General features: G+C 65.0%; 21 protein-coding genes and 13 tRNA genes. 26 read left to right on the plus strand and 8 right to left on the minus strand.

From position 1 onward, the window contains the following. Window positions 1-9: 9 nt before the first annotated feature. Both AC1D1Y_RS00090 and AC1D1Y_RS00095 read right to left on the minus strand, forming a co-directional pair. Complete coding sequence (locus tag AC1D1Y_RS00090) at window positions 10-5,169, minus strand: PAS domain S-box protein (RefSeq protein ID WP_477680568.1); 5,160 nt, start codon at window positions 5,167-5,169, stop codon at window positions 10-12. A gap of 336 nt (window positions 5,170-5,505) precedes the next feature. Then, window positions 5,506-6,444 (minus strand): rhodanese-like domain-containing protein, encoded by a 939-nt coding sequence (locus AC1D1Y_RS00095; protein ID WP_477675180.1) that lies wholly within the window; start codon window positions 6,442-6,444, stop codon window positions 5,506-5,508. A 172-nt stretch (window positions 6,445-6,616) separates the two neighbouring features. Here AC1D1Y_RS00095 and AC1D1Y_RS00100 point away from each other — a divergent pair, with 172 nt between their 5' ends. From AC1D1Y_RS00100 to AC1D1Y_RS00140, 9 genes are all read left to right on the plus strand, one after another. Then, the gene (locus tag AC1D1Y_RS00100; protein ID WP_477680569.1) at window positions 6,617-8,953 is read left to right on the plus strand and encodes an ATP-dependent DNA helicase; all 2,337 of its coding nucleotides are present in this window, start codon (window positions 6,617-6,619) and stop codon (window positions 8,951-8,953) included. Between the two features lie 425 nt (window positions 8,954-9,378). Continuing rightward, window positions 9,379-10,203 carry a VOC family protein gene (locus tag AC1D1Y_RS00105; RefSeq protein WP_477680570.1) on the plus strand — a complete coding sequence of 275 codons (825 nt, stop codon included), beginning with the start codon at window positions 9,379-9,381 and terminating at the stop codon, window positions 10,201-10,203. Between the two features lie 27 nt (window positions 10,204-10,230). Continuing rightward, window positions 10,231-11,013 carry an IclR family transcriptional regulator gene (locus tag AC1D1Y_RS00110; RefSeq protein WP_477680571.1) on the plus strand — a complete coding sequence of 261 codons (783 nt, stop codon included), beginning with the start codon at window positions 10,231-10,233 and terminating at the stop codon, window positions 11,011-11,013. 104 nt (window positions 11,014-11,117) lie between these two features. Then, entirely contained in the window at window positions 11,118-12,689 is a 1,572-nt protein-coding gene (locus AC1D1Y_RS00115) for a bifunctional 3-(3-hydroxy-phenyl)propionate/3-hydroxycinnamic acid hydroxylase (protein WP_477680679.1), read from the plus strand. Window positions 12,690-12,723: 34 nt separating this feature from the next. Continuing rightward, window positions 12,724-13,728, plus strand: coding sequence for a Bug family tripartite tricarboxylate transporter substrate binding protein (locus AC1D1Y_RS00120; protein ID WP_477680572.1), 1,005 nt, complete (start codon window positions 12,724-12,726; stop codon window positions 13,726-13,728). 34 nt (window positions 13,729-13,762) lie between these two features. Continuing rightward, window positions 13,763-14,611, plus strand: a complete 849-nt coding sequence (locus AC1D1Y_RS00125; RefSeq protein ID WP_477680573.1) for a fumarylacetoacetate hydrolase family protein — start codon at window positions 13,763-13,765, stop codon at window positions 14,609-14,611. A 2-nt stretch (window positions 14,612-14,613) separates the two neighbouring features. Continuing rightward, window positions 14,614-14,997, plus strand: coding sequence for a nuclear transport factor 2 family protein (locus tag AC1D1Y_RS00130; protein ID WP_477680574.1), 384 nt, complete (start codon window positions 14,614-14,616; stop codon window positions 14,995-14,997). Next, window positions 14,994-15,698, plus strand: coding sequence for a class II aldolase/adducin family protein (locus AC1D1Y_RS00135; protein WP_477680575.1), 705 nt, complete (start codon window positions 14,994-14,996; stop codon window positions 15,696-15,698). Before AC1D1Y_RS00130 ends, AC1D1Y_RS00135 begins: the two co-directional genes overlap by 4 nt. A gap of 31 nt (window positions 15,699-15,729) precedes the next feature. Continuing rightward, complete coding sequence (locus AC1D1Y_RS00140; protein ID WP_477680576.1) at window positions 15,730-16,707, plus strand: Bug family tripartite tricarboxylate transporter substrate binding protein; 978 nt, start codon at window positions 15,730-15,732, stop codon at window positions 16,705-16,707. 4 nt (window positions 16,708-16,711) lie between these two features. On the opposite strand, the gene AC1D1Y_RS00145 is transcribed toward AC1D1Y_RS00140, so the two are convergent. Both AC1D1Y_RS00145 and AC1D1Y_RS00150 read right to left on the minus strand, forming a co-directional pair. Beyond that, the gene (locus AC1D1Y_RS00145) at window positions 16,712-17,374 is read right to left on the minus strand and encodes a hypothetical protein (RefSeq protein WP_477680577.1); all 663 of its coding nucleotides are present in this window, start codon (window positions 17,372-17,374) and stop codon (window positions 16,712-16,714) included. Window positions 17,375-17,762: 388 nt separating this feature from the next. Then, on the minus strand, window positions 17,763-18,170 hold the full coding sequence (locus AC1D1Y_RS00150) for a hypothetical protein (protein WP_477680578.1): 408 nt from the start codon (window positions 18,168-18,170) through the stop codon (window positions 17,763-17,765). Window positions 18,171-18,649: 479 nt separating this feature from the next. On the opposite strand from AC1D1Y_RS00150, the gene AC1D1Y_RS00155 reads away from it, so the two are divergent. The 15 genes from AC1D1Y_RS00155 to AC1D1Y_RS00225 all read left to right on the plus strand — a co-directional run bounded on the left by AC1D1Y_RS00155 (window position 18,650) and on the right by AC1D1Y_RS00225 (window position 20,936). After that, window positions 18,650-18,725, plus strand: a tRNA-Gly gene (locus tag AC1D1Y_RS00155). A 178-nt stretch (window positions 18,726-18,903) separates the two neighbouring features. Further along, window positions 18,904-18,981, plus strand: a tRNA-Glu gene (locus AC1D1Y_RS00160). A gap of 131 nt (window positions 18,982-19,112) precedes the next feature. Continuing rightward, a tRNA-Gln gene (locus AC1D1Y_RS00165) sits at window positions 19,113-19,191 on the plus strand. Between the two features lie 10 nt (window positions 19,192-19,201). Continuing rightward, window positions 19,202-19,281, plus strand: a tRNA-Arg gene (locus AC1D1Y_RS00170). Between the two features lie 13 nt (window positions 19,282-19,294). Further along, a tRNA-Tyr gene (locus tag AC1D1Y_RS00175) sits at window positions 19,295-19,380 on the plus strand. Window positions 19,381-19,388: 8 nt separating this feature from the next. After that, window positions 19,389-19,464: transfer RNA gene (locus tag AC1D1Y_RS00180), tRNA-Pro, on the plus strand. Window positions 19,465-19,492: 28 nt separating this feature from the next. Further along, window positions 19,493-19,568, plus strand: a tRNA-Asp gene (locus AC1D1Y_RS00185). Between the two features lie 11 nt (window positions 19,569-19,579). Next, window positions 19,580-19,656 (plus strand) — tRNA-Trp (locus tag AC1D1Y_RS00190). Between the two features lie 9 nt (window positions 19,657-19,665). Continuing rightward, window positions 19,666-19,751 (plus strand) — tRNA-Cys (locus AC1D1Y_RS00195). Window positions 19,752-19,764: 13 nt separating this feature from the next. After that, window positions 19,765-19,843: transfer RNA gene (locus AC1D1Y_RS00200), tRNA-Arg, on the plus strand. Window positions 19,844-19,878: 35 nt separating this feature from the next. Further along, window positions 19,879-20,064, plus strand: coding sequence for a hypothetical protein (locus AC1D1Y_RS00205; protein WP_477680579.1), 186 nt, complete (start codon window positions 19,879-19,881; stop codon window positions 20,062-20,064). 16 nt (window positions 20,065-20,080) lie between these two features. After that, window positions 20,081-20,156: transfer RNA gene (locus tag AC1D1Y_RS00210), tRNA-Asn, on the plus strand. A 20-nt stretch (window positions 20,157-20,176) separates the two neighbouring features. Beyond that, window positions 20,177-20,252 (plus strand) — tRNA-His (locus tag AC1D1Y_RS00215). Window positions 20,253-20,270: 18 nt separating this feature from the next. Continuing rightward, a tRNA-Lys gene (locus AC1D1Y_RS00220) sits at window positions 20,271-20,345 on the plus strand. 30 nt (window positions 20,346-20,375) lie between these two features. Continuing rightward, a complete protein-coding gene (locus tag AC1D1Y_RS00225; RefSeq protein WP_477680580.1) occupies window positions 20,376-20,936 on the plus strand; it encodes an HNH endonuclease in 561 nt (186 codons plus the stop codon). A gap of 80 nt (window positions 20,937-21,016) precedes the next feature. Here AC1D1Y_RS00225 and AC1D1Y_RS00230 read toward each other — a convergent pair whose 3' ends face one another. The 4 genes from AC1D1Y_RS00230 to AC1D1Y_RS00245 form a co-directional block, all read right to left on the minus strand. Further along, window positions 21,017-21,820, minus strand: a complete 804-nt coding sequence (locus AC1D1Y_RS00230) for a hypothetical protein (protein ID WP_477680581.1) — start codon at window positions 21,818-21,820, stop codon at window positions 21,017-21,019. Between the two features lie 97 nt (window positions 21,821-21,917). Further along, window positions 21,918-22,139: a hypothetical protein gene (locus AC1D1Y_RS00235; protein WP_477680582.1), complete on the minus strand. Its 222-nt coding sequence runs from the start codon at window positions 22,137-22,139 to the stop codon at window positions 21,918-21,920. Window positions 22,140-22,348: 209 nt separating this feature from the next. After that, on the minus strand, window positions 22,349-22,522 hold the full coding sequence (locus AC1D1Y_RS00240) for a hypothetical protein (protein WP_477680583.1): 174 nt from the start codon (window positions 22,520-22,522) through the stop codon (window positions 22,349-22,351). After that, a complete protein-coding gene (locus AC1D1Y_RS00245) occupies window positions 22,519-22,881 on the minus strand; it encodes a hypothetical protein (RefSeq protein WP_477680584.1) in 363 nt (120 codons plus the stop codon). The genes AC1D1Y_RS00240 and AC1D1Y_RS00245 overlap by 4 nt, the downstream gene beginning before the upstream one ends. Window positions 22,882-23,276: 395 nt before the next feature. Between AC1D1Y_RS00245 and AC1D1Y_RS00250 the strand changes: the two genes are divergently transcribed. Further along, window positions 23,277-23,894: a DUF502 domain-containing protein gene (locus AC1D1Y_RS00250; RefSeq protein ID WP_477680585.1), complete on the plus strand. Its 618-nt coding sequence runs from the start codon at window positions 23,277-23,279 to the stop codon at window positions 23,892-23,894. Window positions 23,895-24,025: 131 nt separating this feature from the next. Continuing rightward, complete coding sequence (locus AC1D1Y_RS00255; protein WP_477680586.1) at window positions 24,026-25,381, plus strand: dicarboxylate/amino acid:cation symporter; 1,356 nt, start codon at window positions 24,026-24,028, stop codon at window positions 25,379-25,381. Window positions 25,382-25,434: the final 53 nt, after the last annotated feature.

Below are 25,434 nucleotides of genomic sequence, written 5' to 3' on the forward strand. Positions count from 1 at the left end.
CCGGCAGCCTTACTCGAGCTCTATTTCAGGCGGACGGGCCAGGCCCAGTACCCGCCTCAGGGTCTCCAGCAGTTCCTGGTTGGAGGTTTTGGCCTTGACCAGCACGGCGGTGGCGCGCGCGGCCTGGGCCCGGGTCGCCTCGATCGCGGAAAACACCACCACCGGCGGCGGCGACTCGAGGGCCTCGATGTCGGTCAGCAGGTCCCAGCCCGAACCTTCCTTGAGGTTGATGTCCAGCAGCACCAGGTCGAAGGGCTGGCTGTGCAGGCGCGAGCGCGCCTCCTGCAGCGTGGCCGCGAAGACGAAGGTGGCGAAGTCCTGCGCGATGGTGGCGGCGATGCGCTGGATGTCGGGGTCGTCCTCGACGTGCAGGATGACAGGCTTGTTTTCAGCGGCGCCCGCGATGGCGTGGCGCACGCCCAGCACCAGCAGGTTTTCGTCGATGGGCTTTTCCAGCCAGTCCGAGACGGTCAGCGCCTGGTCGTTGAACTGCACCTTCCCCTCGCCGGCCCAGGCCGAGACCACGACCACCGGGACGTCGCGCGTGAGCAGCCGCCCGCGCAGCGCACGGATCAGCGCGATGCCGTCCTGGCCGGGCAGCTTGAGGTCGACCGTGATGGCGGCGTAGTGCTGCTGCTCCAGCATGGCCAGGGCCGCCTCGGCGCTGTAGGCCGGGTCGGCGTCGAAACCGCCCTTGTCCAGCATCATGCCGATCAGGCGGGAGATGTCGGGATCGTCCTCGCAGACCAGCACGCGCGGGCGGTCGCCGCCGATTTCCACGGGGCGCGTGGGTGGCGGCTCCACCCATTCGGGCAGTTCGAAGTAAAAGGTGGTGCCCTCGCCGGTGTGGGTGTCAAAGCCTATTGTGCCGCCCAGGCGCTCGATGATGGCGCGTGAAATGTTCAGGCCCAGCCCGGTGCCGCCCTTCTGGCGCGTGTCGGAGGAGTCGGCCTGGGAAAATTTCTGGAAGATGCGCTTGCGGAATTCCTCGGGAATGCCGGGCCCGTGGTCGCGCACCTCGACGCGCAGGCCGATCGCAGTGCGCATCGCGCGGATCTCCACCACGCCGTCGTTGGGCGAAAACTTCATGGCGTTGGACAGCAGGTTGGTCACGACCTGCGTGAGCCGGTCGCCGTCGGCCCTGACCATCAACTCCTCGTCGTCGGGGAACTGCAGGCTCAGGCTCACGTTCTTGGCGGCGCCGTAACCCTCGTTGGCGGCCAGCGCCTGCTCCAGCAGGGGCTTGAGTTCGATGATCTGCAGGTCCAGGGTCATCTTGCCGGACTCGATTTTCTCGATGTCCAGGATGTCGTTGATGAGCCGGATCAGGCGCTCGCAATTGCTCTTGGCGATGCCCACCAGGGTCTTGACCGCCTCCGGCAGCTGGCCGGCGACGCCGCCGGAGATCAGGCCCAGCGAACCGCGTATCGAGGTGAGCGGCGTGCGCAGCTCATGGCTGACGGTGGAGACGAACTCGCTCTTCATGCGGTCAATGCGCTTGAGCTCGGTGACGTCGTTGGCCAGCGTGTAGAAGCCGATCACCTTGCCTTCGTCGGCGCCGTCGCCGTAGCGCGGGAAGTAATTGAGCACGTAGTCGCGCGTGCCGCCGCGGGCGGTTTTCTGCGAACGCTCATAGACCACCGGATAGCCCTGCAGCACCTCTTCCACCCGGGGCCTGATCACCGCGTACATCTCCTCGCCCAGGATTTCGCGAATGGTCTTGCCTTCCAGCTGCTCCTGCGTCATGCCGAAGACTTCCTCGTAGGCCCGGTTGTGAAAGCGCAGCCGCTGGTCGGCGTCCGCGTAGGTGATCCAGGCCGGCACGGTGTCGGTGATTTCGCGCATCTGCGCTTCGCTGGTGCGCAGCGCCTCGGTGACCCGGCGCATCTCGGTGGTGTCGCGGCCCGTCCCGCGGTAGCCGGTGAACTTGCCGGCGGCGTCAAAAATCGGCACGCCGCTGATGCTCAGGTAGCGGACCTGGCCGTTGGCGTCGCGCCGTATGCTCTCGAAGTCGCGGAAGACTTCGTGCCGCTCAAGCACGGCCCGGTGGGCGGCCCAGGTGGCCTCGCTCATGTGGATGTGGTCCAGCTCCCAGGGGGTCTTGCCGTAAGCCGCGGACGAAATGCCGGAGGCGTTGGTGCTTTCGCCCGAGACCTCGACGAAACGGAAGTTCTCGTCCTGCTCCCAGAACCAGTCGGAGGACAACGCGGTGAGCGCGCGAAAGCGTTCCTCGCTTTCGCGAAGCACCTTCTCGGTCTCCTTGCGTTCGGTGATGTCCTGGATTTGCGCGATGAAGCGCAGCGGCTTGCGGTCCTCGTCGCGCACCAGCGAACAGCTCATGTAGCCCCAGACGGTGTGGCCGTCCTTGTGGATGTAGCGCTTTTCCGTGTGGAAGGACTCGATCTCGCCGGCCAGCGCGCGCCGGCGCTGCTCCAGGTCCCATTCAATGTCGTCGGGGTGGGTCAGGTCGTGGATGGTGCGCGCCAGCATCTCGGCCTCGGAATAACCGAGCATCTGGCAGAAGGCGTTGTTGACCTTGAGCCGGCGCGAGTCTATGCCGATCAGCGTCATTCCGATCGCGGCGTGCTCGAACGCGTTGCTGAACTGCTGGTCGTTGAGCATGAAGGCGTCGTTGTCGCTGCTGAAGAGCTCGCCGGTGGGCGCCTCCAGCGTCGAGAAGCCCGAGTCCTGCTCCGCCTCGGCGGCCCGGGCGGGCTGGGCGGGTTGCCCGATGCCTGTCTGGTCGCCGCCGAGCGAGAAATAAAAGGTGCTGCCTTCGCCAACCACCGATTGCGCCCAGATCTTTCCGCCGTGCCGGTCGATGATGCGCTTGGCCGTGGCCAGGCCTATGCCGCTGCCGGCGAACTCCTCGGGCGAATGCAGGCGCTCGAAGTTGCCGAACAGCTTGTCGACATAAGCCATGTCAAAGCCCGCCCCCTTGTCCTTCACAAAGAACACGGTCTGCGCATCCTTGCCGCGCTGGCTGCCGACGGTGATCTCGACATGCTCCTTCTTGGCGCTGAACTTCCAGGCGTTGGCGACCAGCTGATCCAGCACCTGGGAGAGCATGGCCTGGTCGCCGCGCGCGAGCATCCCGGGCTCGACAGTGATGCGCGCGTCGCGCCCGGCCTCGGCGTCCTTGAGCTGCTTGGCCACGCGCAGCGCCTCGGCGCTGACGTCCACCGTGTCCCAGACCATGCTGGTGCGCGACAGGCGCGTGAGGGCCAGCAGCCCGTCGGTGAGCTCGCCCATGCGGCGCACGCTGCTGCGTATGCGTTCGAGGAAATGCAGGGCGCGCTCGCCGGCGGCGGGCGGCATGTGTTTTTCGAGCAGCGCGCAGAAGCCGTCTATGGTGCTCAGGGGCGTGCGCAGGTCGTGCGCCACCGAGTACGAGAAGGCCTCCATCTCTTTGCCGGCCGCTTCGAGCTGCGCTGTCCTGCGCAGCACGCGGTTTTCCAGGTCGACGTTGAGCCGGACGATTTCCACCTCGGCCTGCTTGCGCTTGGTGATGTCGGAGATCGAAGTGACAAAGCCGGTGGGAACGTCGCTGTTGCCGTCGAACAGCGGCTGCACGTTAATGAGGCCCCAGAAGGTGCTGCCGTCGGGCCTGCGGTAACGCTGCACGACGTTGCTCTGCGCCTGGCCGCTGGTTTTGGCGCGCACGCTGGCCCATTCAACTTCGGGCATGTGGGTGCCGTCCTCGCGCAAGCGCTCCCAATCCAGCGCCGCCGAGGTCAGGCCCTTCATCTGCGCCAGGCTCTTGCCGAAAATGCGCTCCGCGCTGGCGTTACAGTCGATGATTTTGCCTTCGGCGTCACGCAGCACCACGCCTTCGGCAAGCGCCCCGACCACCACCCGGAAACGCGCGCTGCTCGCGCGCAGCGCGGTTTCGGTCTGCTTGCGCTCGGTGATGTCGCTTCCCACGCCGCGGTAGCCTTCGAAGGCTCCGTCGTCGCCAAACACCGGCTCGCCGCTGACGCTGCGGTAAATGGGACGTCCATCCGCCTTGGCCAGCCGGTACTCAAAATTACGGAACGGCAAATGCGCCTGCAAGGCGGCCTTGTGCTCTTCCCACGTGCCGACAAGCGGCTCGGAGTTGGGCAGGTCCCATCGGCATAGCCCCTCCCCGATGACCTGGGTTCCCAGGGCAAAGCGCTGTGGATCGTTGGAGACAAAGACGTTGCGGAAGTTTTTGTCCTGTTCCCAGTACCAGTCGGACGAGAGCTGGGTGAGGCTTTCGAACCGCGCCTGGCTGCTGCGCAGGCGATCCTCGGCGGCCAGGCGCTCGGTGATGTCCTCGGCCGTGATCAGAACGTGCGTGACGGCACCGCCCCCGTCCTTGAGCGGGACCTTGCGCATATGCACGCGGATATTTCCGCGGTCGCGCGTCATGATGACCCGGTCAGTGAAATCCTGCATGACGCCGCTGTTGGCCACCTCGACGTCGGAGACGTTGATGCGGTCGGCGTGCTCCTGCGGCCAGAGGTCGTGCACGGTGCGGCCCATGGCGTCCTCGCGCCGGATGCCGTAGAGACTTTCGGCAGCCTTGTTCCAGGCCACCACGCGCAGGCCGTCCTGCACCGACTTCAGGTGCACGGCAACCGGCATGTTGTCGACGACGTCGTCGAGGAAACGCGCGGCCTTGCGTTCTTTTTCCTCGATGCGCCTGGCCACCGTGATGTCCCGCGTGATGCCGCGATAGCCGGTGAACTCCTGCTGCTTGTTGAACACCGGCACGCCGCTGGCGGAAAAATAATGGGCCACGCCGTCGCCCAGCACCCGGATGTATTCGAAATCCCGGAACGCCCGGCGCGCCTCGAGCACCGCGCGGTGGTGGTCCCAGGACATGCTCAAAGGATAGGCGCCGGGCAGTTCCCAGCGCTGCTTGCCGATGGCGCTGTTGAGGTCCGGGTCAGCGGCGGTGCCTGTACCACGCGTGCCGCGCTCGGCGGTGATGTCGGTGAAGCGGCAATCGGCGTCCTGCTCCCAGTACCAGTCGGACGAGATCGATGCCAGGCTGCGCAGGCTGTCGACGTCGTCCTGGAGCGCCTCGGCGGCGCGGCGCTGTTCGGCGAGCTCCTGCGCCAGGGCCTGGTTGGCCGCGGCCAGCGCCTGCGCCTCAGCCTCCAGGCGCTCGTTGGCCTGGGCCAGGGTTTCGTCCCTTTTCACCGGCGCTCCCCGGCGCGCGGGTTCCGCGGCACGGCGGCGGGCCATCCCGGCAAGCCATGCTGGCGGTGGGCTGCGATCAATGCGCCTGGCGGACGGGGCTTCATGCGCGGCTGTTAACTTTCTTGTCAAAGGCAAGTCGCCTTGGTGCATTTTGCACGGCGTTGCGCTGCTCGAGTGTGCTGGGCCACAAGAAAATCCGCCATAGGACAACACCCTGTCTTCTTTTGGGTGTGGCAGCCGCCTGGTGGGCGCCGAATCTGAAAACTTAAGACCTCTTTTTTGCAAATTTCAGCCGGGCGGCAGAGGCGCACCAGCGGAAAGGTGTTTTTTACCCTTTCACACGGCGTGCGGGTACTCCAGCGACAGCCCGGCGGCCTGCCAGGCGTCTATGCCGCCATGCAGCGGGCGCACGTTCTTGAAACCCGCGGCCATCAGCCGCCTGGCCACCTGGGCGGCCGAGGCGTCGTTGGGGCAGGCGCAGTAAACCACCACGGCCACGTCATGCGGCAGGTCCAGTGTGGCCATTTTGCGGTCCGGGTCCGACCACAGCAGGGCGCCCGGAATGATGCCGCCGCCGCCGCGGCTGAGTTCGGTGCGCACGTCGAGGATCACGGCCGGTTGCTCGCCTTGCGTGAGGTGCAGCAGCTCCTGCGGCGTGATGCGCGCCATGCGCAGCTGGCGGTAAAAGCGCTGGCGCTGCCACCATTTGTGCGCCAGGAAAAGCGCGAAACCGGCCAGCAGCACCATCAGGCCTATGCGCCCCATCTGCTCGAAGATGGCCAGCACGTCGGCCACCGCGTCATGGAACAGCATGCCCAGGCCCAAGCCGACGCCGGCATACAACGCCGCGCCTATGGCGTCAAACAACAGGAAGCGACCGAAGGGCACACCGGTGCGGCCGGCCAGCGCGGTGGCCAGCGAGGCAAAACCCGGGATGAACTTGGCCAGTACCAGGGACTTCACGCCCCAGCGCGTGAAGATCGATTCGGTCTGCCGCACGCAGGAATCGGGCGACAGCGAAATCCGGCACAAGGTCTTGAGCACGCGGCTGCCGTAGCGGTGGCCGGCCCAATACCAGACGCTGTCGGCGATCAGGCAGGCCCCCACCGCCGTGGCGAGCAGGCCGCCGGCCGAATACTGGCCGTTGAAACTCAGGGCGCCCGTGAGTATGAGCACCGGGTAGGCCGGGATCGGCAGGCCCAGCTGCTCCAGCACGATGTTGAGGAAAACGGCGGCCAGCCCGTATTGCTGCAGCCACAAGATGATCTGGTCCATGGCGTCAATGTAGACGGGCGCGGCGCATCGGTAAATGGCCGGCATGTTAATGCTCTATTTCACGGGGTCTTGCCCCTTCCCCCGCCGGGGGGAWGGCTGGGATGGGGGCCGGCGGCGCCTGCGCTACCATGAACCTCTTCCCCAATTCCCGTTATCCAGAGAGCGCTCCCCCTTGAAATATGTCGTGGCCGTCAGGGCCCTGTGCGAGTTCACCGCCAAGCATGGCGACCTGGACCTGCGCTTCACCCCCTCGCCTTCCGCCCAGGAAGGCATGGCCGGCCATGCGCTGGTCGCATCGCGCCGTGGCGAGTCCTACCAGTCCGAAGTCAGCCTGGAGGGCGAATACCAGGCGCTGACGGTGCGCGGCCGCGCCGACGGCTACGACCCCGAGCAGAACCAGTTGGAGGAAGTCAAGACCTACCGCGGCGACCTGCATGCCATGGCCGACAACCGCCGGCACCTGCACTGGGCGCAGCTCAAGATCTACGGCTGGCTGCTGTGCCAGGACAGGAAGCTTCCCGACATCAACCTGACATTGGTCTACTTCGACGTGGCCAGCGCGCAGGAAACGCCGCTGACCGAGCATTTCACGGCCGCCGCACTCAAGGAATATTTTGAAGCCCAGTGCGAACGCTTCCTGGCCTGGGCCACGCAGGAACTCGCGCACCGCCAGGCACGCGACGCGGCGCTCACGGCGCTGGAGTTTCCGCATCCGGACTTCCGGCCCGGCCAGCGCGAACTGGCCGAGGCCGTCTACAAGACCGCGCAGGCCGGCACCTGCCTGATGGCGCAGGCGCCCACGGGCATAGGCAAGACCATAGGCACGGTGTTTCCGCTGCTCAAGGCGGTGCCCAGGAAGCAGCTCGACAAACTGTTTTTCCTGGCGGCCAAAACACCGGGCCGCCGGCTGGCGCTGGATGCGCTGGACCGCATCAAGGGCAGCAGCCAGGCTTTGCCGCTGCGCGTGCTGGAACTGGTGGCGCGCGACAAGGCCTGCGAGCACCCTGGCAAGGCCTGCCACGGCGATGCCTGCCCGCTGGCCAAGGGCTTTTACGATCGCCTGCCGCAGGCGCGCAGCGCCGCCGTGAAGCACGCCGCCGCGCAAGGACCGCTGGACAAGGCCGCGCTGCGCGAACTGGCGCTGGCTCACCATGTGTGCCCCTATTACCTGAGCCAGGAACTGGTGACCTGGTCGGACGTGGTGGTGGGCGACTACAACTACTACTTCGACACCAGCGCCCTGCTGCACGGCCAGGCCCAGGGCAACCAGTGGCGTGTCAGCGTGCTGGTGGACGAGGCGCACAACCTGGTGGAGCGCGCGCGGAAAATGTATTCGGCCACGCTGAGCCAGGCGCAGCTGCAGCAGGTGCACGCCGGTGCGCCGCGTGCCGTGCGCGGCGCGCTGGAGCGGCTCAACCGCAGCCTGCAAGAGCTTCACCAATATCAGGACGAGCCCTACCAGGTGCATCCCGAACTGCCCGCGCCTTTCCTCAAGACACTGGGGCAGGCGCTGACCCAGGTCACCGACTTCCTGATGGCCAACCCGACGCGCATGGACGGTGAGCTACAGGATTTTTATTTCGAGGCCCTGCATTTCTCGCGCATGGCCGAGGCCTTCGGCGAGCATTCGCTGTTTGACGTGACGCTGCAAGCCGACACGGGGCCTAACACTTTCGGCCAGGCATTGGGCCAGCCGCTCGCGGTGCTCAACATCCGCAACGTGGTGCCCGCGCCCTTCCTGGCGCCGCGCTTCGCGGCCGCGCAGTCGGCGGCGCTGTTTTCCGCCACGCTGAGCCCGCAGAACTATTACGCCGACACGCTGGGCCTGCCGGCCGGCACGGTGTGGACCGAGGTGGATTCGCCCTTCCTGGCCGAGCAGTTGCGGGTCTCGGTGGTCAGCGACGTCTCCACGCGTTTCCAGCACCGGGGCGATTCGCTCTCGCCCATCGTCGACCTGATGGCGCGGCAATATGAGGGCCAGCCCGGCAACTACCTGGCGTTCTTGAGCAGCTACGACTACCTGCAGCAGCTGGTGGCGCTGTTCCGCCAGCGCTACCCGCAGATCCCGGTGTGGGAGCAGACGCGCCGCATGGAGGAAACCGCGCGCGACGCCTTCCTCGCGCGCTTCACGCCGGACTCGCAGGGCATAGGCTTTGCCGTGCTGGGCGGCTCCTTCGCCGAAGGCATAGACCTGCCGGGCGAACGCCTGATAGGCGCTTTCATCGCCACGCTGGGCCTGCCGCAGGTCAATGCGGTGAACGAGCAGATCCGCGAACGCATGGGCGCCAATTTCGGCGCGGCCCAGAGTTACGACTACACCTATCTCTACCCCGGCCTGCAGAAAGTGGTGCAGGCGGCCGGGCGGGTGATACGCACGACCTCGGACCGCGGCGTGGTCTACCTGATCGACGACCGCTTTACCCGGCCCGAAATCCAGAGCCTGCTGCCGGGCTGGTGGAAGGTGGCGCGGATACGCGCCCGGCGCAGGGAACCGGCCGCCGCGCTCTAAGCACTCTTCCAAACGCAAAAGCCCGCATTCGCGGGCTTTTGCTTGAACGGCCGTGAAGCCGTTCACCGTGCGGCTCTAAAACACGCCCAGCAACATCAGGATCAGGATGACGCTGAGTGGAACGCCGAGTAGCCAGGCAATGATGGGCATTTGTCTCTCCTAAAAGTAGTCAGGGTTTAAACACAAGTCCAATGTAGGCAGCACGCCTCGCGGCCGGTGCCAGCCTGAAGGCCTGCTGCAAGTAAGGGATGGCTGACGCGCGTGTAGTTGTACGGGCAGCCATTTGCAGGCCTGCGCCGCACGAAGCGCCGCAAATCCGCCTCTGGGGAAATATTGGTCAAATCTCACCTATTGAGATTTACGTTTGACACCATTTGAGGCCACGGCGACAGTGGAGGCACCGATTTACACCGAGAGCCGCCCCCATGGAACCGCAAGCCGCGCTGCAATGCCTTCACCTTTATTCGCCCGACCCGCTGCAGGCCGCGCGCTTTTACAGCAGCGCCTACGGCATGGCGATGGCGCCCGCGGCGGGCGGCTACCTGTGCCGCGGCCCGGGGCGTGAGCTGCGGCTCTCCGAAGGCCCGGCCAACCAGCTTCACTACGCCCACTACGCCCTGGCGAACACCGGTGCCTGGCAGGCTTTAGCGGCGCGCGTGCAAGGGCTGCCGCGTGAAGCGCCGCCCGCCGATTTCGCCGGCGGCGAGGCCATCGCATTAAAGGACCCCGACGGCAACCTCGTGGTGTTCACGCCGCCCGCGGCCCCGGCCGCTGCGGAAGCGACGGCACTGCCGTCCGCCACACTGCAGCACTTCGCGCTGCGCACACCGAACCTGCCGGCCATGCTGGCCTTCTACACGGAGCAACTGGGCTTTGTGCTGTCGGACGCGGTGAAAGACCCCGAAGGCACGCTGCGCGCCTGCTTCCTGCGCACCGACGCGCTGCACCATGCGCTGGCCCTGTTCTTCGCGCCCGCCGCCTGCTTCGACCACCAGTCCTTCGAGACCCCCGACTGGGCCGGCATGAAGGACTGGGGCGACCACATGGCGGCTCTCAAAGTGCCCATTGTCTGGGGCATAGGCCGCCACGGCCCGGGCAACGACGTGTTCTTCATGGTGCGCGACCCCGACGGCAACCTGGCCGAGATTTCCTCGGAGATCGAGCACTGCGCGCCCGGCCGCCCCGCCGGGACCTGGCCGCACGAGGAGCGCACGCTCAACCTCTGGGGCAAGGCCATCCTGCGCAGCTAGCCCGCACGGCCCACTGAAAGACACACCATGGCAAGCACCAACCGCATGCTGCGCATCCTCGGGCTGTTCAGCCTGGAGAGGCCGGTCATCACACCTGAATGGCTGATGCAGGAGCTGGGCGTGTCGCGCGCCAGCGTCTACCGCGACCTGGGCCAGCTGGCCGCCGCCGGCATGCTGGAGCGCGTGGCCGACCGCGGTTATGTGCTGGGCCCCATGGTGGTGGAACTGGACCGGCAGATACGCCTGGCCGACCCGCTGCTGCAGGCCGCCGGCGAGCTGCCCGGCAAGCTCGCGGAGCAGACCGGCGGCACGGTGCTGTTATGCCGCTTTCACGGCAGCAAGGTGATGTGCCTGCACCAGGTCAAGGGCCGCAACCCTGCCCTGTCGGTCAGTTATGAACGCGGCCGCGCCATGCCGCTGTACCGCGGTGCGACCTCCAAGATCATCCTGGCCTACCTGCCGGCCACGCAGCTCAAGCAGCTCTGGGCCTCGGAGCGCAAGACCCTGGTGGCCGCCGGCCTGCCCGACGACTACGCCCAGCTGGCCAAGGTGCTACGCGGCATACGCGAAGTCGGCCACTGCATCACCGAAGGCGAGGTCGACCCCGACGCCGTGGGTTTTGCGGTGGCGCTGCGCGACGGCGAGCACCTGCTGGGCAGCCTCAGCGTGGTGATGCCGGCGGCCTCGCTGACCACCGCCCTGCGCAAGACCACACTGGCCCGGCTGCAAAGCGCCGCCGGCCGCATCGAAGGCCGGCTGCAGGACCAGCGCGACAAAGCCCGCGCCACCCGAAAAACGGAAACCCCATGAACGCCCCCCTCCCCTTGTCGGCCATGTCGGCCATGCCGGCCCTGCCGGGCCAGCAGCAGCAGCATTTTCCCGTCGTGATCGTGGGCGCGGGGCCTACCGGCCTCATGCTGGCCAACCTGCTGGGCAGGCAGGGCGTGGAGACCCTGGTCATCGAGCGCAACACCAGCACCGTGGGCGAGCCGCGCGCGGTCACCATCGACGATGAGAGCCTGCGCACGGTGCAGGCCACCGGCCTGATCACCGAAGTGCTGCCGCATGTGGTGCAAGGCTACGGCGTGCATTACTACTCGTGGCGCGGCAAGGTGTTCGCGCGCATCGAGCCGCAGGCCATGGAGCACGGCTTTCCCAAGCGCAACGCCTTTCGCCAGCAGGTGCTGGTGGGCCAGCTGCGCGACGGGCTGCGGCGTTTTAGCGGCTCGGCGATCTGGTTCGGCCATGAACTCGTGAAATTCCACGACGATGGTGATAGCGGCAATGGCGTCCAGCTTGAACTGCGCCACGGCGGTGAGACAAAACACATCCGCTGCGACTGGCTGGTGGCTTGCGATGGCGGCCGCAGCGGCGTGCGCGAGCAGCTGGGCATACCGCTGACCGGCAGCAGCTACGACGAAAAATGGCTGATCGTCGACCTGCTGGAGCGCAACTCGGCCTTTCGCCACACGCGCACTTACTGCGACCCGGCGCGTCCGGCGATACGCCTGCCCGGCCCGGACGGCACGCTGCGCTACGAGTTCATGCTGCACGAAGGCGAAGACCCCGACGACATGCTGGACGAGGCCCGCGTGCGCGGCTGGATCCACGCGCGCGAACCGGTCGATGCGCAGCTGCCCATCACACGCAAGGTGGTCTATGCCTTCCACGCGCGCGTGGCCAGCCGCTGGAAGGCCGGCCGCGTGCTGCTGGCCGGCGATGCCGCCCACCTGACACCGCCCTTTGCGGGCCAGGGCATGAACAGCGGCGTGCGCGACGCGGCCAACCTGGCCTGGAAGCTGGCTGCCGTGGTGCAGGGCCGCCTGCCGGCTTCGCTGCTGGACAGCTACGAAACCGAGCGCAAGCCGCACGCCTGGTCGCTGATCCAGATGGCTGTGCGCATAGGCACCTTCATGCAGCCCAAATCGGTGCCGGCCGCCATGCTGACGCAGGGCGCGCTCAAGCTCTTCAGCGTCCTTCCACCCGTGCGCGACTACGTGCTGCAGCTCAAATTCAAGCCCAAGCCGCGCTTCTTTGAGGGCTTCTTTGTGCCCCGCCATGCGGCTGCCGCGCTGGTGCCCGCCGGGCAGTTGTTGCCGCAGCCCCAGGTGGAACTTCCGGGCGGCACGCAGGCCGCGCTGGACGACGTGCTCGGCAGCGGCTTTGCCCTGCTGTCCCTGGCCGATGCCGAGAGCAGCGCCGTGGCCGCCGCGCTGGCGGCGCTGGCCAGCGCGGGACTGGACTGCCGCCATATCCCGGTAGTGGCGCAAAGCGACGATTTCCTGCAGCGCGCCGAGACGGACACCACACTGCGCGACTGTGGCGGCACGCTGGAAGCCATCATCCGCAGCGCCGGCGCGCAAGCCGTGCTGCTGCGGCCCGACCGTTATGTGCTGGCCTACCTGCGCCGCGGCGACGAACAAAGCATCGCGCAATTACGGCAGTTGCTGCAGCCGCATTCGACTTCCATCCCCCAAGCGGCGTAGACCGCTACTTCTATCCACCCCTGGAGACAAAACTATGACGCACGCTTTCCCGACTTCTTTCACAACCTGGCGCAGGCCTGGCCTGGCTCTGGCCGCCGCATTGCTGGCCGCGATCACCGCCACCGCCCACGCACAGGATTTCCCAAGCAAGCCGGTGCGCGTGGTCACGCCCTTCCCGGCCGGCAGCGGGCCCGAGGTCGCGCTGCGGCTGGTGGCCGACAAGCTGTCAAAAATCTGGGGCAAACCCGTCATCGTCGACAACCGGCCCGGCGCGAGCGGTTTTATCGCGATAGAAGCCATCAAGCGCGCTGCGCCCGACGGCCATGAGCTGCTGCAAATGGACAACGCGCAGATGGCGGCCCAGCCCTTCCTGTTCAAGAAGCTGCCTTATGAGCTGCTGCGCGACTTCGAGCCCGTCACGCCGATACTGCGCAACTACTTTTTTGTCACGGTGCCGGCGGGCAGCCGCTACAAGACCATGGCCGACCTGGGCGCCGCCGCCAAGGCCGGCCCCGGCCAGGTCAACTACGGCTCCTGGTTTGTCGGCAGCCCCGGCCACATAGGTGCGGCCATGCTGGAGACCGCCACCGGCACCAGGATGACCCACGTGCCCTACAAGGAAATGTCGCAGCTCTACGTGGCCGTGGGCAACCAGGAAGTGGACTGGGCTTTCGGCAGCGCCGCCAGCGCGGGCGCCATGCAACGCGCGGGCCGCACGCGCTACCTCGCGGTGGCCGCGCCCAAACGCGTGGCCGGTTTCCCGGACGTGCCCACCGTCGCCGAATCGGGCGGCCCGGCGGGGTTTGAGCTGAGCGCCTGGACGGCGTTGCTGGCGCCCAAGGGAACGCCCAAGGCCGTGGTCGAAAAAATCCAGAAAGACGTGGCCGCCGTGCTGGCTGAGCCGGACCTGAAAGACAAGTACGCCGCGATGTACTACGAGCCCTACTTCCTCAACACCGAGCAGTTTTTGCAGCAGCTGCGCAATGACTCGCAGCGTTATGGCGAGACCCTCAAGCGCCTGAACATCTCGCTGGACTGAACCACCCTCTTTATCCCACCACAGAAAGTACATCGTGAAATTCAGCAGTTACCAATATCAGGGACAGCCCGGCTGGGGCGTGGCCACCGAGGCCGGCGTCCTGCCCCTGCACTCGGCGCAGTACCCGACGCTGCTCAGCGCATTGCAGGCCGGCAAGCTGGAGGAGATCGCCGCCCCGCCCACCGCCGCGCCCGCGCTGCCACTGGACGCCATCCGGTTCCTGCCGGTGATCCCGGCGCCGGGCAAGATCTTCTGCGTGGGCCACAACTACGAGGCGCACCGCATCGAGACCCAGCGCGACCCGACGCAGCATCCGCTGCTTTTCATGCGCGTGGCCGAGTCGCAGACCGCGCATCGCCAGCCCATCCTGATACCGGCCGAATCGACGCAGCTCGACTATGAAGGCGAGATCGCCGTGATCATCGGCAAGGCCGGGCGGCGCATACGCGAGGCCGATGCCTGGGAGCACGTGGCGGGCTACAGCGCCTACAACGACGCTTCGGTGCGCGACTGGCAAAAGCACACGCTGCAGTTCACCGCCGGCAAGAACTTCAGCGGCACCGGAAGCTTCGGTCCCTGGATGGTGACGCGCAGCGAGATTGCCGACGGCGAAGAGCTTACGCTGGAAACCCGGCTCAACGGCCAGGTCATGCAGCACACCACCACGGCTTCCATGATCTTCAGCATCCCGGTGCTGATCGAATACATCTCGGCCTTCACCTCGCTGCAGTCCGGCGACGTGATCGTGACCGGCACGCCGGGCGGCGTTGGCGTCAAGCGCACGCCGCCGGTGTGGATGAAGCCGGGCGACCAGGTCGAGGTGGAGGTCAGCAAGGTGGGCGTGCTCTTCAACACCATCGCGGCCGACGCCACACGCTTTTGAACATGACGCTCGCCCTTGAAGACGGCCTGCTGGCCGCCGAAGAGGCCAGGCGCCTGGCCATGCTGGCCGCGGACACGGCCGTGCTGAACACGCTGCTGTCGGATGCCCTGATTTACACACATTCGACCGGCGTGACCGACAGCAAGGCCGGCTACCTGCAATCGCTGGCCGGCGGCGCGCTGCGTTATGAATCGCTGGAATTTGTAGCGCCGCAAGTGCGCCTGGTAGGGACGGCAGGGCTGGTCAGCGCGGTGATGCGGGCCACGGTCCTCAAGGGCGACGTTCGCCGCGACATCGCGAGCTCTTACCTCGCGGTGTGGGAGCACACGGCATCGGGCTGGGTGCTGCAGGCCGTTCGGGCCACGGCGCTGCCGGGCAAAACATGATGACGCCCGACCCGGCCCTGGCCCGGCAACTGGTGCTGGCCAACCGCATCCTGTATGCGCGCGGCGTGGTGGACGGCTTCGGCCACGTCAGCGTGCGCCAGCCCGGTGCTGAAGAAGTTTTTCTGCTGTCCTGCAGCCGCGCGCCGGCGCTGGTCGAGGCGGCCGACGTGGGCTGCTACAGCGTGGACGGTGAGCCGCTGGGCGCCGCCACGGGCAAGCCCTATCTGGAGCGCTTCATCCACAGCGAGATTTACCGCGCCCGGCCCGACGTGATGGCCGTGGTGCACAGCCATTCGCCGCGCGTGATTCCCTTCGGCGTCACCGGCCAGCGACTAAAGCCGGTGTTCCACATGTCCGGCTTCCTCGGCAGCGGCTCGGCGCATTTCGAGATCCGCGATGCAGCAGGCGACAGCGATTTGCTGATACGCAGCCCGGCACTCGGCAAGGCCCTCGCCGCCGCGCTGGGCGATTGCGCCTGCGTGCTGATGCGCGGCCACGGCAGCACGGTGGTGGGCGGCTCGCTCGAGCACGCCGTCTACCGCGCCGTCTACATCGAGGTCAACGCCGGCCTGCAGGCCTCGGCCATGGCCATGGGCCCCGTGACCTACCTGACGGAGACCGAAGCCGGCCTGGCCGCCGCCGCCAACGACGCGCAGATCCCGCGCGCCTGGGCGCTGTGGCGGCATGAGCTGGCGCTCTGATTTCTTAACGACCTCATCTCTGGAGTACCGCATGAAGACATTCAATGCCATTTGGAAAACCTGCTGTGTCGCGCTGGCCTGCCACGCCTTGGCGCCGGTAGCCCTGGCCCAGACCTGGCCCACGAAACCGGTGCGCATCATCGTGCCCTACGGCACGGGCGGCGGTGCCGACATCCTGGCGCGCCAGCTGGGCGCCAGCCTGCAGCAGGCCTGGGGCCAGGGCGTGGCGGTGGAGAACCGCACCGGCGCCTCGGGCAACATCGGATCGGAAGCGGTGGTGCACGCGCCGGCCGACGGCTATACCCTGCTGCTGCAGAACAGCACCATGGTGGCCAACATGGGCCTGGGCATCAGAGTCAACTACGACCCCGAAAAAGACCTGACGCCCATCATGCTGCTGGGCACCACGCCGATCGCGCTGGTGGCCCATCCCAGCCTCAACGTCAAAAACCTCAAGGAACTGCAGGACTACGCGAAAGCCAACCCCGGCAAGCTCAGCTACGGCTCCTGCGGTGTGGGCACGCCCATGCATTTCGTGATGGAGCTCGTCAAGCAAAAGACCTCGCTGGACGCGGTGCATGCCGGCTACAAGGGCTGCGCACCCGTGGTGCAGGACGTGGTGGGCGGCCAGATTCCCCTGGCCATCATGAGCGCCAACCTTGCCGCACCCTATGCGAAGTCCGGCCGGCTCAACGTGATCGGTGTGGCCAGCCAGAAGCGTTATTCGCTGCTGCCCGATGCTCTCACGCTGGAGGAGCAAGGCCTCAAGCCGCTGGATTTTTCGACCTGGTTCGCGCTGATGGGGCCGGCCAAAATGCCGCCCGCAGTCGTCAGCAAGATCGTGGCCGACGTGCAGAAGGTGCTGGCCGACCCCGCCGTGCAGTCGCGCCTGTCGACTGCGGGGGTGGAGTCCTATACGGGCAATGGCGCGGCGCTGGTCAAGCTGATCCGCTCAGACAAGCTGCGCTACGAGCAATTGGCCAAGGCGGCCAATATCAAACCGGAGTAAACGCTTAGCGCTGGCTCAGTTGCAAGGCGCCCAGCATGCGCTGCAGCGGCTGGGTATCGGGCAGCACGTAGACGATGCCGCGGCTTTTGCCGAGGACGGGGCCAACCACGCTTTCGTAAAAGCTGACCGGCACCACCACGCAGCCCATGGAGATGCGGTTGTCGTCGGGCGTCTCGGAGGCCAGCCGTTCCGCGCGGCGCTCAGCCGGTGGCGCGGGGCGCAGGCGGTGGATGGCGAGCTTGGCCGCGTAATCAATCCAGACAATGGCCTCGCCCTGCAGGTTGTGGCCGGGCTCGGACACAAAGCGGCCCGCGGGCGTGGTGCGTTCGTCCTCGCGCAGGCTGGCCACGCTGCGCTGCGCCATGCCGGGCACACCGTGGTCGCCGGGCGCCAGGCCCGTCAGTGCGGGCGATGCGCCGCGCAGTTGCCCGCCGGCTTCAAACACAAAGATGCGCCCGCCTTTTTTATCGACGATCACAAAAGGCAGGCCTTCGTTGTCGTGTGCTGCCACCACCCAGCGCAAGGCCTGACGTGCGTCCGCGGAGGCGGACACCAGCGCCAAGCCGGTGTCGGGGCTTGCGGCCGGCGTGGTCGCGCTGTCGGTGTAAGGCGCCAGGGGCGCGGCGAAGGAGAGCAAAGGACCGGCGGCAAAGATGGCAAGGGCCATCGTACGGGCGATTCGTGCGTGCTTCCTGCTCTGGCCTGTGAACAACATTCGGGTCCTGTGCGTGGCGCCGTTGGAGTGCGCGAACGCACATGAAAAACCGGGGTGGCGTCAGCTCTCAACGCATCCCGGTGTCGGTTGCACCATGTTAGCGATGCAAGCAATTGTTCTCAACGGGAAAACCCCAAATCGCCTCGGACAATTGCTACTATTTAAATAGCAAAAAGTGGTTAGCCAGTATGGAAATAGCCGCAATCAGGCCTGCCAAAACAGGGCTTGGCGCGACCGTGTAACAGTCGCCTGGCGCGGGACTTTTTGGCGTCGCGGATGTGGGCGCGCAACACAAGGCTGACTGTCGTTACAAGTTACAAGTCTGGGTGGCCGGATCCCGTCATTTGTTGCCGGGTCCAGGCAGCCCGGCAAAGCCCCGCTTCGCAAGCTGCATCAGATGCCGCCGGCCCTTGGCGTCCGTTGTGCGCCATGCTGCGCGGGCCATTTCGATGAATGCGTTTTCGGCGGGATTGAAGGCGTCGCCTCCATGCTCTTCATCCATCCAGCCCTTCGACTTTCCCAGCTTGCTCTCGATCTGGGCAGCCGCTGCATCGCCGATGTTCCTGCCCGAACCGCTGGCGTCTCCCTTGAACTGGCTCAGCCCGCCGGCGCTCAGGCCCAGTTCTTTTGCGAGCCTGCCCAGCATGCCGACCGGTGATTCACCGGCGGCCAGCTCCCTTTCGCTGTACTCACGAATGATGATCAGCAGGTTGTTGCGCCGGGTCCGGTTGATGTTCAGTGAATCCATGTGACGTGATTGCAACAATCAGAATTATTTTCCATCGCCTCGTTGACGAGGGCGTAAAAAGATTTTACATTCCCTTCCATCGCTACTTTTTGACATCAACTCTTTCCACACGCCGATCATGAAACCGATAGCCGCCATCGCAAGAAACAACACCGCCGTCCTGGCCAGTGTTGCCGTGCGTCGCCTTGACGTTTATCCGGGCCAATGTGGTGGGCAGAGTTCATTTGCGCCGTCCGTTTTGCGGACCGCCATGCCCAAACAGAACCACGAGGATTGCACACCACCGGGAGGAGGAGACGCCTGAGCGTACCTTCTAAATCTCTGACACCCAGAGGCCCGGTATCCGCAAGGAACCGGGCCTTTTTGTTTTCCCCTGACGGTGATCGTGCCGTCTGTGCGCTTCAGGCGCGGGACTCTTTAAAAATTCAGCAGCGGGACAGCAGCCACACACTGGATGGCAGCGAGTCCCGCAAAAAATTGCGGACATAGCTCAGTGGGTAGAGCGTGAGCCTTCCAAGCTCAGTGTCGTCGGTTCGAAGCCGTCTGTCCGCTCCATTTCGGGTGTGCCTGTTTCACATCACCTGCGCGAAACCGAGGAGACGGTTTGGTGGCGTGTGTGCCGGCGACCGGGGTTCATGGCCCCGGGAAAGCAGTGCAGCGGGAGATCCCGGTCCGGCTTGATGCCGGCCGCCCGCATGCGGGTACAGCCGAAATGGATTTTTTCCAGATATCCGTCACGTTCGTCTAGCTGGCTCAGGACACAAGATTTTCATTCTTGTAGACAGGGGTTCGAATCCCCTACGTGACGCCAATTCCAGGGCGGGAAGCCGAGGTAGCTCACTTCCCGCTGTTGATTTAAGAAGCGCAGTGCCCGCAAGGGCGTAGTGCGGAAACCGGCCTCAAAGATAGGGTGGCACCGGAACTCGTAACCGGAGATTTTTTAGGCCGTTCGCCAAGTTGGTCCAAGGCATCGGGTTTTGATCCCGACATTTCGGTGGTTCGAATCCATCACGGCCTGCCATTCATTTTTTCTCGCGTTAGCTCAGTCCGGAATCAGAGCATCTGCCTACGAAGCAGAGGGTCGGAAGTTCAAATCTTTCACGCGAGGCCATTCAATCTTTTACGGAGTGCGAGCAGAGCCGGCTACTGCACCGGACTGTAAATCCGGCGCCTTCGGGCATACGGGGTTCGAGTCCCTGGCACTCCACCATCTTTAATCCGTGTGTGGCGCAGTTGGTAGCGCGCGTGCTTTGGGAGCATGAGGTCGCAGGTTCGAGACCTGCTACACGGACCACCCTCTTTCCGGTATCACTTCATTTTTTGGTCTGTTAGCTCAGCTGGTAGAGCACTTCCCTGTCCAGGATGTGGTCACGGGTTCGATTCCCGTACAGGCCGCCAGTATCTCCAATAGGCGCGTAGCTCAACCAGGCAGAGCAGCGGTCTCCAAAACCGAAGGCTGGAAGTTCGACTCTTCCCGCGCCTGCCAGTGATTTGCGGCGGTGTACCCAAGCGGACGAAGGGAGTGGATTGCAAATCCGCCTGCGCAAGCACACGCCAGTTCGAATCTGACCACCGCCTCCAGGCCAGTTCACCAGCGCCTGTAGCTCAGCCTGGATAGAGCGCCGGGTTTCTACCCCGGTTTGTCGGCCGTTCGAATCGGCCCAGGCGCGCCACTTCTTCCACATCAACCAACCTCAAGGAGATTGCCATGACAGCCAGAAACACAGCAGCCTCCAAGAGGCTCGCCCAACCCCGCAAGCGCATTGTTCGCGCACTCCTGGGCGGCATCATCGCCGCCGGCCGCGTCCGGCTCGGCCACGCCTTGCCCAAAAGCAGGCAGGCGCGCGACGAGCGCGACCTGGACCAGCGCGTGCGCGAATGCGGTGAGTGGTAATCGCCCCCTTTTCCATTCCACGGTAGCTCAGCAGGTAGAGCACGCGACTGTTACTCGCGTCGTCCCTGGTTCGATCCCAGGCTGTGGAGCCAGATTTTTTTAGCCGTTTTTGGTGCATGTGGCGCAGTTGGCAGCGCAGCGGGACGTGACCCCGCGGGTCACCGGTTCGAGTCCGGTCTTGCACCCCATTTTTTGTCCGCTGGTATGCGGGTATAGCTCAGAGGCAGAGCAGCCGGCTTTTAACCGGCAGGCCGGGATTTCGAAATTCCCTGCCCGCACCATCCATCATTCATTCAACTCAGGAGGCCACGATGCACCATGTTCTTCAGCTCGATATCCAGGGGACGCCCCAAGCCTGGATCACGGCTGAAGAGGCGGCCCTGCACTACGCCACCGGCGGCGTCGCCTGGGAGCAAGGCGAAAGCCCTCTGGTGACGCTGCGCGGCGGCTGGAATGTCGCGCGTGGCCGGCAGTCCATCCTGGTGATCCACCCTATCGTCGCGCTGCGCGGTGCGCCTCGCCGCAACCTCTATGACGTGGCGCCCGCGGTCACCAAGCCGAAGCTGCTGCGCCGCGACCGCTGCACTTGCGCCTACTGCGCCCAGGTGTTCCTGGAAAAGGATCTCGAAGCCGAGCACATCGTTCCGCAGAGCAAGGGCGGGGCCTATTCCTGGACCAACCTGGTCAGCGCCTGCCGCCATTGCAATGGCAGAAAGAAAGACCGCACGCCCGAACAAGCCGGCATGCCCCTGGTGTACCTGCCCTATGTGCCGAGCCGGTATGAGGATTTCCTGCTGCGAGGGCGCAACGTCCGTGCCGACGTCCACGAATGGCTGTCGGCAAGGCTTCCGAAAGGATCGCGGCTGAATTGAGTCCGGCAGCCAAGGCGGCGCATTGCGAAAGCAGTGCGCCGTTTTTTTTTGCCCTGCCAGCGCTGTGTTCGGTAGCAGGGCTACACGGCGCCGCCCTGCTTGAGCGCGAGCGCATGCGCCGCCGGAAACACCTCGGCCAGCGGCTTGACTTCGGGCAGCACGTAGACCACGCCGTAGCTGGCGTTGAAAGCAGGCTTGAGCACGTTTTCAAAGAACGCCACCGGCATGTTGATGCAGCCGTAGGAGATCCGGTTGTCCTCGGTGGTGGGCGATGCCAGGCGCTCCAGCCGGCGCTCCTTGGGCTCGGTGGTGCGCACGCGGTGCATGGAGACGGCCGCGTCGTAATCGACCCAGACCACGTCCTCGCCCGTGGCATTGCGCCCGGGCTCGGCGACGAAGCGGCCCGCGGGCGTGGTGCGTTCCTGAGGCTGCACTTCGGCGATGGGCCGGCCGCCTATGCCGTCCACCGAGTCGTCGCCGCGTGCCGCGCCTATTAGCACCGGCGTGGCGCTGCGCAGCTTGCCCGAGGGCTCGAAGACAAACACCTTGGTGTTGAGTTTGTCGAGGATCACAAAAAAGAGTTTTCGGTTGTCGCCCGATGTGACGACCCAGTTGGCCACTTCGCGCGCTTCCGTCGAGGCGGTTTCACCGCCGAAATCCGCGACACGCGGTGTCTGCCGGGAAACATCGGCCTGGGTGGCGGCAGGCGCGGGTGCGGGCGCAACCGGATGGGGCCTGAAGAGCGGCAGGACCAGCACCGCGATGGCGGCGCCCACAAGGACGCCTTGTTTGATGCCGTCAAAAATGTCGGAACGCCGCGTGCCCGACGGCCCCTGGGCCGCGGCGGCAGACTGCGGCTGAAGATCAGGCACGGGGGCGGGCATGGCTTTGGGTGGAAAAATGGGACCGTTCGCATAAAACGCTCCGGACCGCAAAGGCGATCCGGAGCGTTTTCATGCGGAATTGCATGACGGATCTGGCTTAGTTGCGGTCAGCCTGTGCGGGACGCTCGGTCGGCGTGACAGCCGTGTCCGTGCTGGTCGAGGGCGTGCTGGGGGTGCTTGTGCTGCCCTGGTTTTGCATGGTCTGGTCTGCCGGCGTGGCAGGCGTCGTGGTGCTGGTGTCCTGGGCATAAGCCAGGCCGATAGCGCCAACCACCGCGGCTGCGGCGACGACGGAAGCCAGGGGTTTCGATGCTCTCATGGTGTACTCCTAAGGTCATGCCCATCACGGGCAATCGGGTTGGTAAATCGCTGGCCTGATTGCCAGCTAGGTTCAATTTACGGCGAGGAGCGGGGTTGGTTTCGTCGGCCTGCTACAGCGCGAGGTGTAGGACAAGCGAGGTCACAAAATGCTACGAGGCTCACGGGCTGATGCATGCGGCCGGCATGAGGGAGCCGCCCTGGAGCCCCTCATTCAAGGGGATTGTTGCCCTGGATGCCGTGTTGGGCCTTGATGGCGAGCTGAAGTTTTTCAAGCGCTTCAATGAGCTGGTCTATCTTCGCAAAATCCTTGACGGGTGCGGCCTGCAAGGCTTGCAGCTGCGCGCGCAGGCGCGCATAGTCGGCCTCCAGGTCGCGCTTCATGCCGGCACCGCGCCTGGCTTGAGGTGGCCGTTGATGGCGGCGCGCTTGTCGGGGCCGCTTGAAGCGGAGTTGGGCGCGGCCGCGGCGAAGAGTTCGACCTGCAAGTCGTTCTCGCTGCGCGGCCCGTACTGGAGGTCCGGGCCGACCAGTCGTTGCAGTTCACCGTAGCCGGTGGCCAGTGCCGTGTCATAGGCTTCGAAGGTGATGTCGGAACAGGAGACGGATTCAAACACTCGCGGATCCTGGAGGCTTTCAAGAATGCGCCAGCAGAATTCGCCGGGCGTGGGCTCCTCGACGGTGAGGGCCAGGGAACGCAAGGGGGCTTTGAGTTGTGCTTTGACCAGTGTGGAATGGCTCATGGAACAGGAATCCTCCAAAAATATCCGGGCAGGCCGGACGTGGCCTTGCAGCGCAGCTTGGAGCGCGGCAAAAAAATATCAAGGGATGCAAACGTAACTTTCAGCGCAGGGGCTGACAGTGGCGGGAACGATGGCGATGGCGACAAAAAAAACGAAACGGCAAAGGCATGCGGGCCTGTGTCCGGTTTCATCTCTGCAGCCACGTCGGGTTCCATATCGGGTTATTTGCAATGCCGCCAGTTTAAGCATGGAAATATGACAGGCTGCGGTGATTAGTACCCGAAAAATGTAGGAGAAGGCCGACAAGCGCCGGACGGCGGAAGCGTCAACTGAAATGGTTATATTGCAGGCATCGCCAGGCCCGCATGTTGCGGGGCGGCACGAATAAAGAACCCATGAAAAGCCTTTACAAATATTTCTTTCGCGGCCTCATCACTATCCTGCCGGTGGCCTTGACGGTCTACCTGCTGTATATCTTCCTGGCCTGGATGGAAACCGCGGCGCTGTGGGTGCTGCGGCCGCTGATCGGCAGCTTCTACATTCCGGGCCTGGGCCTGGTGTTCGGCGTGCTCAGCATCCTGGTGATCGGCTACCTGGTGTCCAAGCAGAGTGTGCGCAAGCTGCTGTCTTTCGCGGAAATGCCCTTCACCAACCTGCCGGTCGTCAAAAGCATCTATTCCTCGCTCAAGAGCTTCGCCGACTATTTTTCGCCTTCGGGCAAACAGGGCGAGCAAAGCGTGGTGATCCTGCGCATGCCCGGCCATGCGATGGAAATCGTGGGCCTGATCACGCGCCGCAGCTTCGCCGACCTGCCCGCCGGTTTCCTGCCCGGCGAGCGTGTGGCGGTGTATTTGCCCATGGGCTACATGATCGGCGGCTACACGGTGTTCGTGCCGGCCGACTGGGTGCAGCCCATCGACATGTCGGTAGAGGAAGCCATGCGCTCTTCGCTGATCGCCTGGATGGCGCGCCCGCCGGCCACGGGTGCAAGCGGCGGCAGCCACGCCGGTTGAGGATTTCATCGCCGCGCCGGGCGGGTTTCGTAAAGATTGTGATCTGTGGTTTCCCACATTGGACAAATCGCACGGCAGGGCTATATTGGGCAGTCCGATCATCACCGCGCACAGCCTGATGCGCCCCGGCCATGACAMCAAACACAACAGAGACAACAAGCCGCAAGCCGCCCCTTTACAAATCACTCTACTTCCAGGTGATCTGCGCCGTGATCGCCGGTGTGCTGCTGGGGCATTTTTACCCCGAGGCCGGCAAACACATGAAGCCGCTGGGCGACGGTTTCATCAAGCTCATCAAGATGATGATCGCGCCCATCATCTTCTGCACCGTCGTGATCGGCATCGCCGGCATGGAGGACATGAAGAAGGTCGGCAAGACCGGCGGCCTGGCGCTGCTGTACTTTGAAGTCGTCAGCACCTTCGCGCTGATCATCGGGCTGGTCCTGGTCAACGTGTTCAAGCCGGGCCAGGGCATGAATGTCGATGTCTCCACACTGGACACCAAGGCCATCGCGGCCTATACCGGCCCCGGGAAGATGGTCGGCACGACCGACTTCATCCTGAACATCATCCCGACCACCGTGGTGGACGCCTTCGCCAAGGGCGAAATCCTGCAGGTGCTGCTGATCGCGGTGATGTTCGGCTTCGCGCTGCACCGCTTCGGCGGGCGCGGCACGCTGGTGTTCGATTTCGTCGAGAAGGCCTCGCACGTGCTGTTCACCATCGTCGGCTTCATCATGAAGGTGGCGCCCATAGGCGCTTTCGGCGCCATGGCCTTCACCATAGGCGCGTACGGCGTCGACAGCCTGGTGCAGCTGGGCAAGCTGATGGCCGCTTTCTACGCGACCTGCCTGATCTTCATCTTCGTGGTGCTGGGGACCATCGCGCGCATCCACGGTTTCAGCATCTGGAAGTTCATCAAGTACATCAAGGAAGAACTGCTGATCGTGCTAGGCACCTCTTCCTCCGAATCCGTGCTGCCGCGCATGATGGAAAAGATGGAGAACCTGGGCGCGAAAAAGACCACTGTAGGCCTGGTGATCCCAACCGGCTACTCCTTCAACCTGGACGGCACGTCCATCTACCTCACGATGGCGGCGGTGTTCATCGCGCAGGCCACCAATACGCCGATGACGCTGACGCAGGAGCTCACGCTGCTGGCGGTGCTGCTGCTAACGTCCAAAGGGGCGGCCGGCATCACCGGCAGCGGTTTCATCGTGCTCGCAGCCACGCTGTCGGCCGTGGGCACCGTGCCGGTGGCCGGGCTGGCACTGATCCTGGGTATAGACCGCTTCATGTCGGAAGCGCGGGCGCTGACCAACCTGATCGGCAACGGTGTGGCCACGCTGGTAGTGGCCAAATGGACCAACGAGCTGGACACCGGCCGGCTCAAGGCCGGGCTCGACAACGAGAACTGGGTCGAGGCTCAGGAACCCGAGGTGTTGCTCAACAAGAAGACCGAGCACATGGCGACCGGCCGCCACTGAAATAGCGTTGGAAAAATGACAAAGCCCGGCAGGTGGAGAGAAATCTCCGCCTG

The organism is Polaromonas sp. P1_G1, assembly GCF_056405595.1.

Bases quoted from the DNA above. Each gene is read 5' to 3' on its own strand.
- AC1D1Y_RS00095 (WP_477675180.1), bottom strand. From the start codon at position 6,444: ATGGACCAGATCATCTTGTGGCTGCAGCAATACGGGCTGGCCGCCGTT.
- AC1D1Y_RS00105 (WP_477680570.1), top strand. From the start codon at position 9,379: ATGGAACCGCAAGCCGCGCTGCAATGCCTTCACCTTTATTCGCCCGAC.
- AC1D1Y_RS00110 (WP_477680571.1), top strand. From the start codon at position 10,231: ATGGCAAGCACCAACCGCATGCTGCGCATCCTCGGGCTGTTCAGCCTG.
- AC1D1Y_RS00115 (WP_477680679.1), top strand. From the start codon at position 11,118: ATGCTGGCCAACCTGCTGGGCAGGCAGGGCGTGGAGACCCTGGTCATC.
- AC1D1Y_RS00120 (WP_477680572.1), top strand. From the start codon at position 12,724: ATGACGCACGCTTTCCCGACTTCTTTCACAACCTGGCGCAGGCCTGGC.
- AC1D1Y_RS00130 (WP_477680574.1), top strand. From the start codon at position 14,614: ATGACGCTCGCCCTTGAAGACGGCCTGCTGGCCGCCGAAGAGGCCAGG.
- AC1D1Y_RS00135 (WP_477680575.1), top strand. From the start codon at position 14,994: ATGATGACGCCCGACCCGGCCCTGGCCCGGCAACTGGTGCTGGCCAAC.
- AC1D1Y_RS00140 (WP_477680576.1), top strand. From the start codon at position 15,730: ATGAAGACATTCAATGCCATTTGGAAAACCTGCTGTGTCGCGCTGGCC.
- AC1D1Y_RS00145 (WP_477680577.1), bottom strand. From the start codon at position 17,374: ATGGCCCTTGCCATCTTTGCCGCCGGTCCTTTGCTCTCCTTCGCCGCG.
- AC1D1Y_RS00150 (WP_477680578.1), bottom strand. From the start codon at position 18,170: ATGGATTCACTGAACATCAACCGGACCCGGCGCAACAACCTGCTGATC.
- AC1D1Y_RS00205 (WP_477680579.1), top strand. From the start codon at position 19,879: ATGACAGCCAGAAACACAGCAGCCTCCAAGAGGCTCGCCCAACCCCGC.
- AC1D1Y_RS00225 (WP_477680580.1), top strand. From the start codon at position 20,376: ATGCACCATGTTCTTCAGCTCGATATCCAGGGGACGCCCCAAGCCTGG.
- AC1D1Y_RS00230 (WP_477680581.1), bottom strand. From the start codon at position 21,820: ATGCCCGCCCCCGTGCCTGATCTTCAGCCGCAGTCTGCCGCCGCGGCC.
- AC1D1Y_RS00235 (WP_477680582.1), bottom strand. From the start codon at position 22,139: ATGAGAGCATCGAAACCCCTGGCTTCCGTCGTCGCCGCAGCCGCGGTG.
- AC1D1Y_RS00240 (WP_477680583.1), bottom strand. From the start codon at position 22,522: ATGAAGCGCGACCTGGAGGCCGACTATGCGCGCCTGCGCGCGCAGCTG.
- AC1D1Y_RS00245 (WP_477680584.1), bottom strand. From the start codon at position 22,881: ATGAGCCATTCCACACTGGTCAAAGCACAACTCAAAGCCCCCTTGCGT.
- AC1D1Y_RS00250 (WP_477680585.1), top strand. From the start codon at position 23,277: ATGAAAAGCCTTTACAAATATTTCTTTCGCGGCCTCATCACTATCCTG.